This window comes from Enterobacter sp. P82 (genome assembly GCF_037053385.1).
In the GTDB taxonomy this organism is placed as follows: Bacteria; Pseudomonadota; Gammaproteobacteria; order Enterobacterales; family Enterobacteriaceae; genus Enterobacter.
This window is the reverse complement of record NZ_JBALHX010000001.1, coordinates 2,590,956-2,606,686: the sequence shown is the minus strand read 5'-3', so window position 1 is coordinate 2,606,686 and position 15,731 is coordinate 2,590,956. Positions and strand designations below refer to the sequence as shown.

13 protein-coding genes are annotated in these 15,731 nt (G+C 51.9%); 6 read left to right on the top strand and 7 right to left on the bottom strand.

What is annotated here, in order from left to right; genetic code table 11:
• Nucleotides 1-103 precede the first annotated feature (103 nt).
• The 4 genes from WB237_RS12475 to WB237_RS12460 form a co-directional block, all read right to left on the bottom strand.
• The gene (locus WB237_RS12475; protein WP_336213356.1) at nucleotides 104-715 is read right to left on the bottom strand and encodes a flavin reductase family protein; all 612 of its coding nucleotides are present in this window, start codon (nucleotides 713-715) and stop codon (nucleotides 104-106) included.
• Between the two features lie 400 nt (nucleotides 716-1,115).
• A complete protein-coding gene (locus WB237_RS12470) occupies nucleotides 1,116-2,660 on the bottom strand; it encodes a DHA2 family efflux MFS transporter permease subunit (protein ID WP_336213353.1) in 1,545 nt (514 codons plus the stop codon).
• A 13-nt stretch (nucleotides 2,661-2,673) separates the two neighbouring features.
• Entirely contained in the window at nucleotides 2,674-3,816 is a 1,143-nt protein-coding gene (locus WB237_RS12465) for an HlyD family secretion protein (protein ID WP_336213351.1), read from the bottom strand.
• Between the two features lie 48 nt (nucleotides 3,817-3,864).
• On the bottom strand, nucleotides 3,865-5,361 hold the full coding sequence (locus WB237_RS12460; RefSeq protein ID WP_336213349.1) for an efflux transporter outer membrane subunit: 1,497 nt from the start codon (nucleotides 5,359-5,361) through the stop codon (nucleotides 3,865-3,867).
• Nucleotides 5,362-5,540: 179 nt separating this feature from the next.
• Here WB237_RS12460 and WB237_RS12455 point away from each other — a divergent pair, with 179 nt between their 5' ends.
• Nucleotides 5,541-6,185, top strand: a complete 645-nt coding sequence (locus WB237_RS12455) for a TetR/AcrR family transcriptional regulator (RefSeq protein ID WP_114977879.1) — start codon at nucleotides 5,541-5,543, stop codon at nucleotides 6,183-6,185.
• Nucleotides 6,186-6,308: 123 nt separating this feature from the next.
• Nucleotides 6,309-6,713, top strand: coding sequence for a helix-turn-helix domain-containing protein (locus WB237_RS12450; protein ID WP_236920301.1), 405 nt, complete (start codon nucleotides 6,309-6,311; stop codon nucleotides 6,711-6,713).
• On the opposite strand, the gene WB237_RS12445 is transcribed toward WB237_RS12450, so the two are convergent.
• Nucleotides 6,710-7,915: an L-dopachrome tautomerase-related protein gene (locus WB237_RS12445; RefSeq protein ID WP_336213346.1), complete on the bottom strand. Its 1,206-nt coding sequence runs from the start codon at nucleotides 7,913-7,915 to the stop codon at nucleotides 6,710-6,712. The two genes, WB237_RS12450 and WB237_RS12445, sit on opposite strands and share 4 nt — an antisense overlap.
• 109 nt (nucleotides 7,916-8,024) lie before the next feature.
• Between WB237_RS12445 and WB237_RS12440 the strand changes: the two genes are divergently transcribed.
• Complete coding sequence (locus WB237_RS12440) at nucleotides 8,025-8,918, top strand: LysR family transcriptional regulator (protein WP_336213344.1); 894 nt, start codon at nucleotides 8,025-8,027, stop codon at nucleotides 8,916-8,918.
• On the opposite strand, the gene WB237_RS12435 is transcribed toward WB237_RS12440, so the two are convergent.
• Nucleotides 8,915-10,699, bottom strand: a complete 1,785-nt coding sequence (locus WB237_RS12435) for a diguanylate cyclase (protein WP_336213341.1) — start codon at nucleotides 10,697-10,699, stop codon at nucleotides 8,915-8,917. The genes WB237_RS12440 and WB237_RS12435 overlap by 4 nt on opposite strands.
• Before the next feature lie 120 nt (nucleotides 10,700-10,819).
• Nucleotides 10,820-11,929 carry an AI-2E family transporter gene (locus WB237_RS12430; protein ID WP_028017702.1) on the bottom strand — a complete coding sequence of 370 codons (1,110 nt, stop codon included), beginning with the start codon at nucleotides 11,927-11,929 and terminating at the stop codon, nucleotides 10,820-10,822.
• Between the two features lie 341 nt (nucleotides 11,930-12,270).
• On the opposite strand from WB237_RS12430, the gene mmuP reads away from it, so the two are divergent.
• The 3 genes from mmuP to tauA all read left to right on the top strand — a co-directional run bounded on the left by mmuP (nucleotide 12,271) and on the right by tauA (nucleotide 15,730).
• The gene (gene mmuP / locus WB237_RS12425) at nucleotides 12,271-13,671 is read left to right on the top strand and encodes an S-methylmethionine permease (protein WP_128348695.1); all 1,401 of its coding nucleotides are present in this window, start codon (nucleotides 12,271-12,273) and stop codon (nucleotides 13,669-13,671) included.
• A complete protein-coding gene (mmuM, locus tag WB237_RS12420; protein ID WP_028017700.1) occupies nucleotides 13,658-14,590 on the top strand; it encodes a homocysteine S-methyltransferase in 933 nt (310 codons plus the stop codon). Before mmuP ends, mmuM begins: the two co-directional genes overlap by 14 nt.
• Nucleotides 14,591-14,767: 177 nt before the next feature.
• The gene (gene tauA, locus WB237_RS12415; RefSeq protein ID WP_049007686.1) at nucleotides 14,768-15,730 is read left to right on the top strand and encodes a taurine ABC transporter substrate-binding protein; all 963 of its coding nucleotides are present in this window, start codon (nucleotides 14,768-14,770) and stop codon (nucleotides 15,728-15,730) included.
• Nucleotide 15,731 lies beyond the last annotated feature (1 nt).

Below are 15,731 nucleotides of genomic sequence, written 5' to 3'. Positions count from 1 at the left end.
TGTGTTAATGCAGTGGCGAATATGGCTCGAGTATATGAGTTAAGGGGCGTAAAGAAAGAATATCACGAAAAATTTAAAACTTTCCGCTGTCAAAAAGAGCGGATCACTCATTGTGCCGGAAGTTGTGACCGAGTCGGTTACCCACCGAGAAATAGTGGCGAAATATGTAGTAGAGGGGGTTCCATTTCTCCACATTAAATTTTACTCCTCTCTGAGTAAGAATTAATAATGCCTCAGATATGTGGACGCAGGTTATCGTGGCATCAACGGACACCAGGCTTCCCTGCGAACCAGCCAGAGGAGTTATTCCGCAAACCTTAGCCTCTATTTGTACAGGGCACTCTTTAATTCTCAATGAGTTAATCGTCACTGCCTTCTCTTTATTAAAATTACCACAGCTAAACTTGTCCTGTTCAAATACATATCCCATCTTTTTCTTCCATTCGGGTAGATCTGTTTTTCCCGTTTTATTTGCTATAGCCTCAATGTTCGGCCATAACCTGCTATCCGGGATGTTCAGAACAATATCGGGGTTATCCTTGATATTTTCATAACACTTTCCGGATGTGCCAAGCCCGAATACGATATTTCGGTCAAGGATCCACCACGACGAAACCGGGCTCAGGTTGGTTGAACCGTCAGGATTTTGGCTGGAGATAATGGCGACCGGTGTACCAAAATATAAAGAAGCAAAATCGACCTGCTGGGTTTTCATTTTATCATCCTCTGATTAGCGGAGACCCAGTCTACGTTGTGCAAACGTGCGTTACTTCGGTGAAGCACGAAGTAACGCACGCGACCTGAACGTCCCCGGCGAGAAGGCGCAGGGTGAGGTAAATGGGCTGTGTTTTTTCTTCTGCGATGGCAGAAAATGTAAATAATGAACAGAAGGGAGTATGCGATATTATCGATGAGATCGTCAGTTAACGGTTTCAATCTGTGTCTGAATAATTGCCTGATTTAGGACGCTTCTTCCACTGGGAAGCGTCCACTTTTTATATATTGAAAAATATATTTCTGATATAAGCAACGCTTTTCCTGAACAGAAATCCTGGTTTTTCGTCCTTCAAATGTTCTCTTTTATTTGACGCTCACATCCCTGTGCTGAATAACGATTAATGCCCTACAGATGCGGCATCAACAACGCGTGAAGGTTTCGGTGCTAATGCAATCGCAAATGCAGCGATAAAAAAAATGATGCCGATCGACATCATCAGATTATTGGTCGAAAGCATCATGCTTTGGCTGTTGACCATCTTGTCAAAAAGCTCGCGAACAAATTGTCCACTTTGCTGAGGAGCTGAACTAATGTAATGCGAAAGATCGCCAGTAGGGTCGACGACGGATGCCAGCTTGTCATGTGCTATATATCGCTGATCCTGCCAGGATGTGGTCACGAGTGATGTGGCAAATGCACCCGATAACGTTCGAACAAAGTTCATTAACCCCGCTGCTGAAGGCATTTCCGATTCATCTACAGAGCCCATTGCAAGCCCCGTAATCGGGACATAATACAATGGCATACCAACGCCCATGAATAACAAAGGTACACAGATGGACCAGTAGTCCATATCGGTCGTCGCATAGGACCGCCAGAAGGTGTCGAGACCTAGCCAGGCGCAGCCAAAGAAGATAAGAATGCGCGGATCGATTTTGTTGGAAAGGTTAGCGGCAACCGGAGAAAATACCACCTGAAGAAGTCCGCCCCAGGCAACCACAATACCTGCCCATGTTGTTGTATATCCTAAGTTGTATTGTAGCCACAAAGGCGTGAGGACATTCAGACCAAAAAAACATCCAAATGCGAGTGCGAGAACAAACATGCTGGCCGAAAAACCACGATGGCGAAAAACTCTGATATCAACGATCGGATGTTCAGCGGTTAGCTCCCAGATACAGAAACTTAAAAAGCCAACACAGGCAACAATCGCCAGAACACATATTTCTTCTGAGGCAAACCAGTCAAGGTCTTTCCCTTCATCCAGCATGATCTGCAGCGCGCCAACCCAGATAACCAATAAAATAAATCCAACGATATCTATAGCGTTATTAATCAGTTTATCTTCGAAGACTTTCAATACTGACCACGCAACTAATGAAAAAGCGATTGCCATTGGAACGTTGATGATAAACACCCACGACCAGCTGTAATGATCGCAAATCCATCCCCCGAGAACAGGGCCTATTACGGGGGCCAGCAATGTTGTCATTGCCCATAATCCCGTTGCCTGCATGGATTTTTCTTTAGGGAAAATACGCAGCAGTAACGTTTGTGATAAGGCCATCAGCGGGCCGCCTGCCATTCCCTGAAAAACCCTCATCAGCAGCAGCATTCCCAGCGAAGTGGAAAGGCCACAAAGCAAAGAAAAAATACCAAACATGAACACAGAAACGGAGAAAACGCGCACGCCGCCGAACCGTGTTGTTAACCATCCTGATAGCGGTACCGTGATGGCTTCAGCAACGGCATAGGCCGTGATGATCCATGTTCCCTGGCTGGTTCCTGCGCCCAGGGCACCAGCCATGTTGGGTTGATTGACGTTTGCAATGGCCATATTGAGCACAGCTAAAAAGTTCGCCATTGCAAGCACCAGGGCACCAATCCATAACATACCGCCTTTCAGCGAAGGAGGCTGATTATCGATAACTAATGTAGACATGGACTGGTTTCCGTTATTCACTTTTTAAATTAACTGTCGCTTTCATGGACAACCCAACCCGCAGCGGATGTGCTGCAAGCTCGTCAGCATTGAGTTTGATGCGCACGGGCAAACGCTGTACGACCTTAATCCAGTTACCCGTTGCGTTCTGCGCAGGAATAATTGAAAACGCGGCGCCAGTGCCACCATCAAATCCTTCTACTGTTCCATGGAAAGGCACGTTATCGCCATACAGGTCGCTCACCAGTTCGACTTTCTGTCCCACTTTCACATGCTGGAGCTGAACTTCTTTGAAGTTGGCATTGACATGAATTTGCTGCACCGGCACCACAGACAATAACGGTGTGGAAGGCTGGACACGTTGTCCAAGCTCGACCTGGCGACGCGCAACCACACCATCAACTGGCGAACGGATCACGGTTCTTTCCAGATCCAGTCTGGCTTGATCGCGCTTCGCTCTTGCGAGAGCAACTTCAGGGTTGGTCTCGGTATTTGCATCCTCAATCATCACGGCATTCGCCTGTCTTGCGCCCACAGCCGCCTGTTTCGCGGCATCTGCTTGCGCCACAGCGGCTTTCGCGGCATTCAGGTTTGCCAGTGCGGAAGCATAAACGTTTTGGATTCGTGTCAGTTCGTCGCCTGAAATCGCGCCTGTCTGCATTAACGCTTCGCGTCGCTTGAGGTCAACCGTCGCGCGCTGGAAGTCAGCGTTTGCGGCATCAACCTGGGCCAGCAGACGTTTTTGCTCTTTTTCATTCGCCACAACTTCTGCGCCGAGTTTTGTATCAGTGGCCTTATATCCATTCACCCGCCGAATGGACAGGTTCAGGTTTGCTTCCGCCTGATTAAGGGCTAACTCTGCGTCGGTGGGATCCAACTGGATCAGAACATCGCCTTTTTTTACCACCTGAGAATCCGTCACCAGGATGGCACTTACTGTGCCGGTGATTGCAGAAGAGAGTTGAGCGGACTCGACATCGGTATAGGCGTTATCGGTTTCAACATATCGGGAACCCACTAATTCCCAATATGCGAACGAGCCTGCACCAGCAAGCGCGATACTGAATGCAAGATAAGAGAACAGGCGTTTTCTTTTTGTCTTTTTGATCTCGGATGATTCAATATTTTGATTTTCTATAGCTGCAGAATGACTCATTTTATTTCCTTTCTTTCCACTATTTAGTTATTAACCTGGTATTAAAAATTACTGTTTGCTCGAGGTATATCCACCGCCCAATGCACGCGCTAATGCGACGTCAATGGTAAAGGCGCGAGAATTAACATCGGCTAATTTTCTTCGGGCAGCGACCAGTTCATCTTCCGAGGACAAGACGTCCAGATAATCAGCAACCTTTCCTTCATATCTTTGTTTGGTGAGTGAATAAGCCTTTTCTGCCGATATGACTGCACCCTGAGAATAAAGCCCCTCGTCTTTAAGAGAGGCTCTGCTGGTGAGTGCATCGCTCACTTCCCGAAGAGCATTCGCTAACGTGTCGTTATAAACTTGCACCGCAATGTCATATTCACCGTTGGCGTATTTCAAATCACCCTGTAGCTTCTGCGTATTAAATATTGGTAACGATATGGCCGGGCCAAAACTGCCAATGGCTGAGCCACTCCGGGTAAGGTTGTTAATACCCAATGACTGTAACCCGGCAAAGGCAACCAGATTAACGCTGGGGTAAAAACCGGCTTTTTTCTGCTTAATTTGCTCTGCTGCAGCCTCTGCGCGTAAGCGTGCCGCGACAATATCAGGACGCCGACCAATCAGATCCAGCGCAATATTGGGAGGAAGTTCCTCATGCGATAAAAGTGTTGCCTTAGGTGCGCTTATTGCCAGCGCTCTGTCAGGCCCGTCACCGATCAGTGCAGCTAGCTCATGTTTTTTGATCGCAATAGCTTCATCTATTGCCACCAGGTTTGCTTTTGCGTTGAGTTGACGCGTCTCGACCTGTTGAAGACTGGATAAATCTTCAAGCCCCGCGTCATGTCGTTGCTGGAACAACGCAAGTGTATTGGTTCGTATCGTGAGGGTATCGTTAAGCGTTTCGCGAACGGTGTATAAATGCGCCAACTCCGCGTAAACGGTAACAATAGACGAAGAGAGCACCAGTCTTGTTTGTGCTTCTTCCGCTACCGCCGCCATTTCACCTGATGTTGCAGCCGCGAGCGCAGCGCGGTTTTTACCCCAAAAATCGATTTCCCAGCTCATATCAAGCGTGGTGCGCCCATAGCTGTTCCAGTTTTGAGGCGTTGCGCTTTCAGGCGTCACATAGTTGTAACTCATTTTGTCCCGCATAAAGCTGGCGTTTGCGGTGACCTCAGGGAAAAGTGATCCGCTTGCACTTTGTGTCATCGCCTGCGCTTGTTTCACGCGAGCTTCGGCGATGTTAAGCGTGGGGGAATTTTTAAGCGCGTCATCAATCAGCCCGTTGAGCTGCCCATCACCGTATTTCTTCCACCAGTCATCTTTCGGCCACTGGCCGTTCTGATGGGGAAAACTTTGATCGCTTTTAAGTTGTGTGACCGTCTTCACAGGAGGAGGAGGGGCAAGATCGGGGATCATGGCGCATCCGCTCATACTGATGGCGGAAATGACAACACAGCTCATCACTATCCTGGACCGGGTTAAGCCGGAAATACGACACGTCGGGAGTGTCTCCTGAAAACCTTTCATCAGTACGCTCATCATGCTGTTCATAGAGTAGTCCAAATACAGTACCGTACAGTACGGTACACTTTATATCTTGACTTCTGATTACCGTCAAATGAAAATGTACTCGTCAGTACGATTACAAACCCTACTAACAGACGTGATTCCGAAATCAGATAACAAAAGTGTTGGTCAACGGCCAAACACCTAAACTACAGAGGAAACATATGGATAAAAGAGCGCTTAAACGGCAACAGATTCTGGAAGTTGCATCCGGACTGTTCCGACAAAAAGGATTTGATGCCACGTCTATCTCAGAGATTAACGCGATTGTGGGTGGCTCAAAATCGACAATTTACAGTCACTTTTCTTCGAAAGAAGAACTATTTGTAGAATGCATGTCTTCTGAAACAGAACAGTATATTAAGAGCATGACTATCGAAACTGCAGGGCAGGTGCGCCTTTTCAGAAAATCACCGCAACTGGTCATCGAGCAATTTGCCGTTGCCTTTTTACGTTATATTTGCTCCCCGGATATTGTGGATTTGCAAAGATTAATGATTTCTGAGGCCGGAAGGTCGGGTATCGGAGAATTATATTATGCGCGAATGCAAAAACTGCGTTCAAATGTATCAGCGCTTTTTACCGATTTAATGAATCAAAACATCTTAAGAAAAGATGATCCTGTGCTGGCCGCTGAGTATTTCCGTTCTCTTCTCCAGGCCGACATACTGGAACCCTTGCTTTTAAAAGCAAGGAAGGACCAACCTGACGAAAGTGAAATTGTCATGAAAGCGCAGGCCTCCGTTAATGCGTTTATGAAACTGTATGGACCTGAAAAAAACGAGGATGTTGCAAAGACATCTTTCTAAAATACAGTAAGCGTTCTTTCACCCTATTATTAGGGTGATTTTCTTTTGGGAAATATTTATTTTCAATTGTCATTGTATGACTTTGCCAGCGGCCTTCTTGTAAATAAAATTTCGTGGATACTTATGTGTATTAAATTTACTCTTTTAAAAGATCGTGAAGCTGTAATTAAGTCCCTTACTCACTGGATTGACTCGAATTTATACAGGCCTATTACCGTTTTAGATGTGGCACGGAAATCCGGTTATTCATTGGCTTATATTCAACGAAACTTTCGCCAGGAGTGTGGCATAAGTATAGGTCTCTATATCCGAAGCAGGAAACTTGAAAAAGCCGCGCATATGCTCAGACATACGCAGCTTTCTGTTTCAGATATATTCACGATGTTAGGCTACGAGGAGCCATCAACGTTCAGCAGAGCGTTCTCGAATCAATATGGACTTTCCCCAACCAAATATCGTGAGCTGGCAAAAAAAAGTCATTACCTGAATGGATTGTCGATGCTGATTACTGAAGTGACACGCGACTAATCCTTTGAGGCACTGAGCGGTAAGCGCCATAAATCATAGCGTTCCTCTCCAGATTTAACGGCTCCCGCGAAGTGGTCATTGAGGCGACTCGAGGTAAATATCAGATCCCCGTTCGGGCCAATTGCCGGTGTGTCTGGCCAGTGTATGTCTTCACTTGCCGCAATCAGCGACATGGAAAGGGTCTTAGGATCGTATCTGACGATACCATTGCGTGTGACATCGGTGATGTAGAGGTTGCCTTTTTCATCTGTCACAATACCGTCGGTATTGCCTCCCACTCTACCCAGATCGCGGATCTGTTCGGCGATTTGCACATCGGTTGAAGCTGGCTGTCTGAGTATTGCGGTCGGTACCGCATACGCACGCGTTCCGGTTGTCACTGTCCAGTAAAGCGTGTTCGCATCGGGAGAAAGTGCAATGCCATTGATACCAATCAGTAATGGCTTACCCGGCCATACTTCAGCCCCATGCGAGACAACGTTAACGCCAGGCTCAATCTGCAGCGCAGGGTGACGATCGAGTACGCGTCGTGCCGTACCGGTGGCGAAATCGACGACAATAACGCCTACACGGTTTTCCGGTGCACTCCGCGAGCCGCTGTCGGAGATATAGGCGACACGGCGGTTCTCGTCGACAACCACATCATTAAGGAAGCTGGCCTTACGGTCCGCTACACCATCCAGGGCGATACGTTTAATGGTTCGGCCAGAGTCGAGATCCAGTACGAGCAGTTTCTGCGACCCTACAGGGGATTCTGTTTCGCCTGCAACAAACCCCATATCCAGCGCCCATAACCAGTTGTTTTTACGGTCAATATAAAAGCCGAGTACGTTGCGCAGGTTTTGCTCTGGAGCGGAATTCACCGCATTCGCCAGACGGGACGGAAATGCCGTCAGGCGGGCAGGACCGGACTGAACCGTCGTATCCAGAATGCTCAATGTAGCGGGAGCCGCAGCTGACACCAGCCGGGGCGTGCTGACAAAAGCCCGGCCCTTTGCATCAAAATGGATACCAGCAATCGGGGCATTGACTGAACCAGAGAACGGCGCAGAGATCTGTCCGTCCTGAGGGGAATCCCAGCTTACACCAGCGTAGCTTCGCCAGCGTTCAAGAGGCGCGTGGTTCGCTGCATTGACAACGCTCGGGAAAGAGAACAACGCCGCTATCGCAATGGCGGGCAGATTAAGGGGGTGGTTGAACATTGACAGGCTCCAGTGGCACGTTCAGATGATGAATGCTGGTCACTTTACTCATCGCTCAACGGGAGATAAATTAGCCAAATTGAAAAAGATTTGTTCCTGAGAGAGCAAAATGAGCCGGAAATTCGATTACCTCGGAGATGTTGAAGTCTTCATCGCAGTTGTTGAACACGGCTCTTTTACAGCCGCAGCGGTTGCACTTTCAACTACCCCTTCGGTATTGAGCCGTGCGGTTTCCCGCCTGGAGGCGCGTCTTGGACGGCAACTGTTACAGCGCACTACTCGTCGTGTGGGGCTGACTGAAGCAGGGCGCGTCTATCTTGAGCAGGCGCGCTCAGCGTTTTCTCTGCTTGATGATGCTGAACGCGATGGACGGGGTCAGGAAGGTGATTTGACCGGTCGTGTGCGAATGAGTGTCCCCACTACCTATGGTCACTACCGCCTGCCGCCACTGCTGGCACGCTTTACCCAACAATACCCACGCGTTCAGGTTGAATTGAACATTACCAATCGCAACGTTGACATGATTGCCGAGGGATTCGACCTGGCGATACGCCTGGGTCACCTGCCTGACAGTGGATTTGTGGCACGCAAGCTGGAGGATGCTGCACTGCTTTTGGTCGCATCACCCGATTACCTGCATCGAATGGGCATGCCGCAGACGCTGGATGGGCTGCAACAGCATTTATGCTTGCCTTTTATCATGCCGCGTACTGGCCGCGTCGCCCCTTGGGTGTTCCGTGATGAGGGGCGCGATATTGACTGGTTGCCGGGTTCAGCCATCGAAATATCAGACGATGTACTCGGCGTGGTTTCGCTCGCGGAGCAGGGGATGGGGATCTGCCAGAGTTATGAATTTATTGTCCGCGACAGGATACAACGCGGCCAGTTAGTCGAGGTTTTGCCGCAACTTCGTGGGCGGTCACGACCCTTCTCAGTGATCTTTGCGCCTCACAGGCGGCAATCAGCAGCAACCAGAGCCATGATTGATCTATTGACTGGCTAACCTGCCTCCAGCATCCCAAAACTTACAATCCGCGCGCGGCCCAACTCTTTCGCCCGATATAAGGCCACATCTGCGGCGCGCAGCAGGTTGTCACTCTGGGCATGTTGCGGGTAGCTGGCAATACCAATCGAGACATCCACCGGCCCAATTTCTGAAAGCCCGTAGCGAAGCGACAGCTCATGCACGCCGTTGTAAATCTTCTGTGCGCAGGTGTGAGCCTCTTCCTCACCAGCACCGGAGAGCAGAACCAGAAACTCTTCCCCCCCATAGCGGAACGCCAGTCCGTTATCATGTGCCGCCCGCTGAACAATCGACGCCACGCTTTTGATCACCTGATCGCCCGCTTCGTGGCCGAAGCGGTCATTGATGCTCTTGAAGTGATCGATGTCGATCATCATGCAGCTTAACGGTTCACCGTTACGCATCGCCTGCGTCATTTGGGTCTGCAGGGTATCTTCCAGATGATGACGATTACGCAAACCGGTAAGCGGGTCAAACAGGGCTTTTTCCAGCAATGCGTCGCGTAGTCGCTGGTTGGCGAGCGCCAGACCGAGTGCTTCGGCCATCAGTTCCAGATACGCGCGGGAAGGGGCATTATCCGCAGTGATATTCTGGAAGGAGAGCAAACCAATCGCCTCGCCCTGGGCGATAAGCGGCACGCACAGTGAACTATTCGACTGTGACTCCGGCAGGTGGTAGCAGGCGATATCTGGCTCACCATTCACCGGCGGGTGGCTCTGTCCGCGACGCACGGCCCAGCACTCATCCGGATGGAACGTCGTCTTTTCCCCGATCGGTGAAAGCCATTGTGCGACACAGCGCATCTGCCACGGATCGCGGTCAAGCACGTAGAGTTGGCCCGCTATCCCTGGCGCAATATTCGGTGCAAACAGCTCCGCCACGTTAATCACATCGTTAAAGTTCTCGCACCCTTGCAGTCGCTGGGTCATGCGCGCCAACAGCTCGCGGATGACCCAGTCGGCATCGCGCTCTTTTTCCAGACGTTGTCGCGCCAGGCCGTTTTCACGGAAGATGCGGATGGCTTGTGCCATATCACCGATCTCATCAATCTGGTTGAAGTTCGGCGTTTCAACCGCGTAATCCTGTGAGGCCAGGCGGTGTACCACATCACTCAGACGTACCACGGGGCGCAGGACGCGGCGTTTCAAGATAAAACCGAGAACAAACAAGAACAGCAGGGCGGTCAGACCAACCATCATTTCAGAGGCCGTACGCAGCGCTTTCGATTTTTTGGTTGCATCCTGAACGGAGGCGATGACGCGTTTGTCGAGGATCTGACGAAAATGATCAATCTGGTTCTGCGCGCGCTCCAGCTCCTGCTCATACGGGGTGCCATAGAGCAGGGCCACGGCCTGAGCGTCTTCTCCTCGTTCCAGGCTGGAAAGCGCGGTTTGCTGCTCATCCTGCAGCTCATCAATAATTTTTATCCCTTCACGCAACAGAGACAGCTCATCATCCGATGCACCATTGTCCCGTAATTTTTCCAGCCGGAATTCAATGTTCTTCAGATAGCCCTCTGACTGTTGGTATTCCCTGAAGGTTTGCGGATCTTTTTTAATGACGTACAGGCGTGCCAAATCGGACTGCGCCCAGGCGTCGGTCTCCACATCTTCAGTAAGCTCATCAAAACGCTGGCGTTGTTCCACCGCCTGACGTTCTGCGGTGTCGGCATTGGACGCCATTAGCATGATGATGCCTGAGGCAATGGTCAGGCAGACCGTGGCACCATAGGCCCAGTTTGTTATCGTCGCGATTCGCACCTGGTGATCCTTTTACGACATGAGTAGGAGGGCGTTTTTTCAAATTATAGAAAACGTCTGATTTAAGGCGAAAAAAAAGGCGGCACAGTGCCGCCTGGTGTGGTCTTTATCGTCACATCCTCACAAATCTGGAGGGTTTTTTCCTTCTTCGATGAAATCCGCGTCCAGCTCTTCAGCGTTACCTTCGTGATCGCGCCCGGAGAAGAGGTTCCAGCAGGCAATAAACAGCGCGGCGATCAGCGGGCCAATTACAAAGCCATTAATGCCGTACAGCTCCATGCCACCAAGAGTGGAGATCAAAATCAGATAGTCCGGCATTTTGGTGTCTTTTCCCACCAGCAGCGGGCGCAAGATATTGTCTACCAACCCAACGATGATCACGAAGAAGCCCACAATAAACAGCCCCTGCCAGATCTGATGCGTGGCGAACAAGAAGATGGCGGCAGGCACCCAGACAATCGCCGAGCCGATGGCGGGCACCAGCGAGAGGAACGCCATCAGCGCGCCCCAGAGCACGCTACCGTCAATACCCGCGATAGCAAACGCAATCCCGCCGAGGATGCCCTGAACCACCGCCACCGCCGCTGTTCCTTTTACCGTGGCACGCGACACGCCGACAAATTTGGCGAACAGGTGCTGCTTGGCGAAATCCGACAGAGGGAGGGAGTCGAGGATCTGGCGCACCAGATACGGGCCGTCTTTCAGCAGGAAGAACAGCAGATAAAGCATGATGCCGAAGCTAATCGCAAAACCAAATGTTCCTTTGCCAATCAGAAACGCGCTGCCGGCCAGATACTGTCCACCCTGCAGGGCGACATCCGAGAGTTTTTTCTGGATCTGTGCCGCGTTGTTCAGGTTGTGATCCGCCAGGAAACCGCTGGCCCAGTCTGGCAGGTGGTTGAAGATGCTTGCCACTACTTCCGGGAATTGCGTGTTGTTCTCCTGTAGCTTGGTGTAAACCACGTTCAGCTCAATGGCGAGTGAGGAGAGGATCACCATCAACGGGATAAACACTATCAGGCAGATGATGCCGATGGTCAGCAGCGAGGCCAACCCGTTGCGATCCCCTAGCGCGGCGCGCAATCTGTTTTTTACCGGGTTAAAAATGACCGTCAGGATCGCGGCCCACAGTATCGCGGAGAAGTAGGGCGACAGCACATCGAAGAAGGCCCAGGTGACAAGGGCAAGAATAAAAATAAAGAAACCTTTGGTCAGTCCGTTAAAGCGCATCAGTCAGTCCTGGTTACTAAGAAACTGTGTCGACTATAGAACTGATTGTGAGAATTACCAACCTTACGCCGGGTGGCGGGCAGTGTTACGGTATGAATCCGCTCTTCACGGATACCACTTTCGACTGACCGAAGATCGCCTCTTCCCGCACCATGCTGTAAGTATCTGCTTGCGGAGGTGCTTATGGCCTGGCGTCCGATTCTTTATGTGATCCTCACCACCCACCCCAGACTCAGTGCGCGGCGTGCCCGTTTGCGTCTGGTCATCTAGCTTTTTATTAACAATCGCGGTATAACACACCTTCTTTGGATGTTTAGATGTCCATACGTATAGAAGGTAATATGCAAACACAACAAGAAAATGGGCAGCTTAAACGCACCATGAAAACACGTCACCTGATTATGCTCTCGCTGGGTGGCGTGATTGGGACAGGGTTATTCTTCAATACCGGATACATCATTTCAACCACCGGGGCGGCGGGCACGCTGCTGGCGTACCTGATAGGCGCGCTGGTGGTCTGGCTGGTGATGCAGTGTCTGGGCGAGCTTTCCGTGGCGATGCCGGAAACCGGCGCATTTCACGTCTACGCCGCACGCTACCTGGGTCCGGCGACGGGTTATACCGTGGCATGGCTCTACTGGCTGACCTGGACGGTAGCGCTCGGGTCGAGCTTTACTGCTGCCGGGTTCTGCATGCAGTACTGGTTCCCACAGGTGCCCGTCTGGGCGTGGTGTGTCGTGTTCTGCGCGGTGATTTTTGGTCTGAACGTGATCTCCACGCGCTTCTTCGCTGAGGGCGAGTTCTGGTTCTCGCTGGTCAAAGTGATCACCATCATTGCCTTTATTATTCTTGGCGGTGCGGCAATCTTTGGTTTTATCCCGATGCAGGACGGTTCGCCTGCGCCAGGCTTAACCAATATTACGGCTGAAGGCTGGTTCCCGCACGGTGGCCTGCCGATCCTGATGACCATGGTGGCGGTGAACTTTGCTTTCTCCGGGACCGAACTCATCGGCATCGCAGCGGGTGAAACGGAAAATCCACATAAGGTGATTCCGGTCGCTATCCGTACCACCATCGCGCGCCTGATTATCTTCTTTATCGGTACCGTATTTGTACTGGCGGCGCTGATCCCGATGCAGCAGGCGGGAGTGGAAAAGAGTCCGTTCGTGCTGGTGTTTGAGAAGGTCGGCATTCCTTATGCGGCAGATATCTTTAACTTTGTGATTTTGACGGCGATCCTCTCGGCGGCCAACTCCGGGCTGTATGCTTCGGGCCGCATGCTGTGGTCGCTTTCGAACGAGAAAACGCTGCCGCGCTGTTTTGCTCGCGTTAATAAGAACGGCGTACCGCTGACGGCGCTATCCGTTTCTATGCTTGGCGGCGTGCTGGCGCTGTTCTCAAGCGTGGTGGCACCGGACACGGTGTTTGTGGCGTTGTCGGCGATTTCTGGCTTTGCGGTGGTGGCGGTGTGGATCAGCATCTGCGCGTCGCACTTTGTTTTCCGTCGTCGTCATTTACAGTCCGGCCAGCCTCTCTCGGCTTTGCAGTACCGCGCGCCATGGTATCCGCTGGTTCCCGTGCTCGGATTTATCCTCTGTGTGGTGGCCTGTGTTGGGCTGTGGTTTGACCCAAGCCAGCGCATTGCCCTTTATTGCGGGCTTCCGTTTGTTGCCCTGTGTTATGGTGCGTACTACCTGACCCGAAATATGACATCGCAGGAGCCTGAACATGTCGCAGAATAATCCGCTTACCGCCATCCTCGAAAAACAGCCATTTGTGGTGCTGGATGGCGCGATGGCAACGGAGCTGGAAGCTCGTGGTTGTAATCTTGCAGACAGCCTCTGGTCTGCCAAAGTGCTGGTCGAAAACCCGGATCTTATCCGTGAAGTTCACCTCGACTACTACCGGGCAGGCGCGCAGGTGGCGATCACCGCCAGCTATCAGGCCACGCCTGCGGGCTTTGCAGCGCGAGGTCTGGACGAGGCGCAATCTCGGGCGTTAATTGGCAAAAGCGTGGAACTGGCGCGTAAGGCGCGTGAAGCGTATCTGGCTGAAAATCCACATGCGGGTACGCTGCTGGTGGCCGGTTCCGTTGGACCGTATGGTGCGTATCTGGCGGACGGCTCTGAGTATCGTGGCGACTATGTACGCAGCGAAGAAGAGTTCACCACCTTCCACCGTCCACGCGTAGAAGCGCTACTGGATGCGGGAGCGGATCTGTTGGCCTGCGAAACGCTGCCGTCTTTTGGGGAAATCAAAGCGCTGGCGGCACTCCTGGCCGAGTATCCCCGCGCCCGGGCGTGGTTCTCCTTTACCCTGCGGGACAGCGAACACCTGAGCGACGGTACGCCGCTGCGGGAAGTGATTGCGGAGCTGGGGCATTATCCGCAGATTGTCGCGCTGGGCATCAACTGCATCGCCCTGGAAAACACCACCGCGGCGCTGAAACACCTGCAAAGTCTGACCTCGCTGCCGCTGGTGGTTTACCCGAACTCGGGCGAGCATTATGACGCGGTAACCAAAACCTGGCACCACCACGGTGAAGCGTGCGAGACGCTGGCAGGGTATTTGCCGCAGTGGCTGGATGCAGGGGCCAAATTAATCGGTGGATGCTGTCGGACCACGCCGAAAGATATTGCTGAGCTGAACGCGCAGCGCTGATGCCCTCACCCTGACCCTCTCCCACCGGGAGAGGGAAAAGCAACACCGCACAAAATCAACTATCCTTTCCCGCTTTTTATCTAAAAACGAATCGTTATGAGCGATTCATTTTTATTCCTTTATCAAAATTCCCGCGCCGGAAATACTGCCCTCATAACAACAAGGGGAGCAGGCACTATGGCAATTTCATCGCGAATCACACTTCTCGGCGCACTGGCGCTGTGGGCATTTCAGGCGCAGGCGGTGGACGTCACCGTCGCGTATCAAACCTCTGCGGAACCGGCGAAAGTCGCGCAGGCGGACAACACCTTTGCCAAAGAGAGCGGGGCGAAAGTCGACTGGCGTAAATTCGACAGCGGCGCGTCCGTCGTGCGCGCGTTAGCCTCCGGCGATGTGCAGATCGGCAATATCGGATCCAGCCCGTTGGCGGTAGCCGCCAGCCAGCAGGTGCCGATCGAGGTTTTCCTGCTCGCCTCGCAGCTCGGTAACTCTGAAGCGCTGGTGGTGAAGAAAAACATCACCAAACCGGAAGATCTGATCGGCAAACGCATCGCCGTGCCGTTTATCTCCACCACCCACTACAGCCTGCTGGCGGCGTTGAAACACTGGGGCATCAAACCGGGTCAGGTACAAATTATCAACCTGCAGCCGCCGGCAATTATCGCGGCCTGGCAGCGAGGCGATATTGACGGCGCATACGTCTGGGCACCGGCTGTCAACGAACTGGAAAAAGACGGTACCGTGCTGACCGACTCTGAAAAAGTGGGCCAGTGGGGCGCACCAACACTCGACGTGTGGGTCGTGCGCAAAGACTTCGCCGAGAAACACCCTGAGGTGGTGAAAGCCTTCGCCAAAAGCGCGATTGACGCCCAGCAGCCCTATATCAGCAACCCGGATGAATGGCTGAAGCAGCCCGCCAACCTGGAAAAACTCTCTCGCCTGAGCGGCGTGCCGCAAGCGGACGTACCGGGGCTGGTGAAAGGCAATACCTATCTGACCCCCGCACAGCAGGTGCAGCAGCTGACCGGGCCGGTGAACAAAGCGATTGTGGATACCGCCACCTTCCTGAAAGAGCAGGGCAAAGTGCCTGCGGTGGCCGCTGATTACAGCCAGTACGTGACCGATCGTTTTGTGAAATAAG

Excerpts from the sequence above, each read along its gene's own strand:
- WB237_RS12455 (WP_114977879.1), top strand. The coding sequence starts at position 5,541 with ATGGATAAAAGAGCGCTTAAACGGCAACAGATTCTGGAAGTTGCATCC.
- WB237_RS12440 (WP_336213344.1), top strand. The coding sequence starts at position 8,025 with ATGAGCCGGAAATTCGATTACCTCGGAGATGTTGAAGTCTTCATCGCA.
- tauA (WP_049007686.1), top strand. The coding sequence starts at position 14,768 with ATGGCAATTTCATCGCGAATCACACTTCTCGGCGCACTGGCGCTGTGG.
- WB237_RS12460 (WP_336213349.1), bottom strand. The coding sequence starts at position 5,361 with ATGAACAGCATGATGAGCGTACTGATGAAAGGTTTTCAGGAGACACTC.
- WB237_RS12470 (WP_336213353.1), bottom strand. The coding sequence starts at position 2,660 with ATGTCTACATTAGTTATCGATAATCAGCCTCCTTCGCTGAAAGGCGGT.
- mmuP (WP_128348695.1), top strand. The coding sequence starts at position 12,271 with ATGCAAACACAACAAGAAAATGGGCAGCTTAAACGCACCATGAAAACA.
- WB237_RS12430 (WP_028017702.1), bottom strand. The coding sequence starts at position 11,929 with ATGCGCTTTAACGGACTGACCAAAGGTTTCTTTATTTTTATTCTTGCC.
- WB237_RS12465 (WP_336213351.1), bottom strand. The coding sequence starts at position 3,816 with ATGAGTCATTCTGCAGCTATAGAAAATCAAAATATTGAATCATCCGAG.
- WB237_RS12445 (WP_336213346.1), bottom strand. The coding sequence starts at position 7,915 with ATGTTCAACCACCCCCTTAATCTGCCCGCCATTGCGATAGCGGCGTTG.
- mmuM (WP_028017700.1), top strand. The coding sequence starts at position 13,658 with ATGTCGCAGAATAATCCGCTTACCGCCATCCTCGAAAAACAGCCATTT.
- WB237_RS12450 (WP_236920301.1), top strand. The coding sequence starts at position 6,309 with ATGTGTATTAAATTTACTCTTTTAAAAGATCGTGAAGCTGTAATTAAG.
- WB237_RS12475 (WP_336213356.1), bottom strand. The coding sequence starts at position 715 with ATGAAAACCCAGCAGGTCGATTTTGCTTCTTTATATTTTGGTACACCG.